Here is a 472-nt window from a genome sequence, read left to right as displayed (position 1 = left end):
CGCGCGCAGCTACATCTTCACGACCGCCGCGCCGCCGGCCGTCGCGCATGCGGTCTCCGCGAGCCTGAAGGTGATCGCGGGCGACGAAGGCGACGCGCGCCGCGCGCACCTCGCCGCGCTGATCGAACGCACGCGTGCGCTGCTGCGCAACACGCGCTGGCAGCCGGTCGATTCGCACACGGCCGTGCAGCCGCTCGTGATCGGCAGCAACGATGCGACGCTCGCGGCGATGCGCGCGCTCGACGCGCACGGCCTGTGGGTGCCCGCGATCCGGCCGCCGACGGTGCCGGCCGGCACGTCGCGGCTGCGCGTGTCGCTGTCGGCCGCGCATTCGTTCGACGATCTCGCCAGGCTCGAAGCCGCGTTGATCGAAGCTAGCGAGGCAGCAGCATGACCGCCCCGCTCTCGTTGTTCGTCACCGGCACCGATACCGAAATCGGCAAGACCTTCGTGTCGGCCGCGATGCTGCACG

1 protein-coding gene is annotated in these 472 nt (G+C 71.8%); it reads left to right on the top strand.

Annotated elements, in window-relative coordinates; all coding sequences use genetic code 11:
- The coding region (locus M3152_RS17795; protein WP_251697181.1) for an aminotransferase class I/II-fold pyridoxal phosphate-dependent enzyme at positions 1-394 on the top strand (394 nt) is incomplete at its 5' end.
- Between the last annotated feature and the right edge of the window lie 78 nt (positions 395-472).

This window comes from Sporosarcina luteola, assembly GCF_023715245.1.
GTDB classification, from domain to species: domain Bacteria; phylum Bacillota; class Bacilli; order Bacillales_A; family Planococcaceae; genus Sporosarcina; species Sporosarcina luteola_C.
Note: the sequence above shows the minus strand (reverse complement) of the source record. Positions and strands in the feature narration are given on the sequence as shown.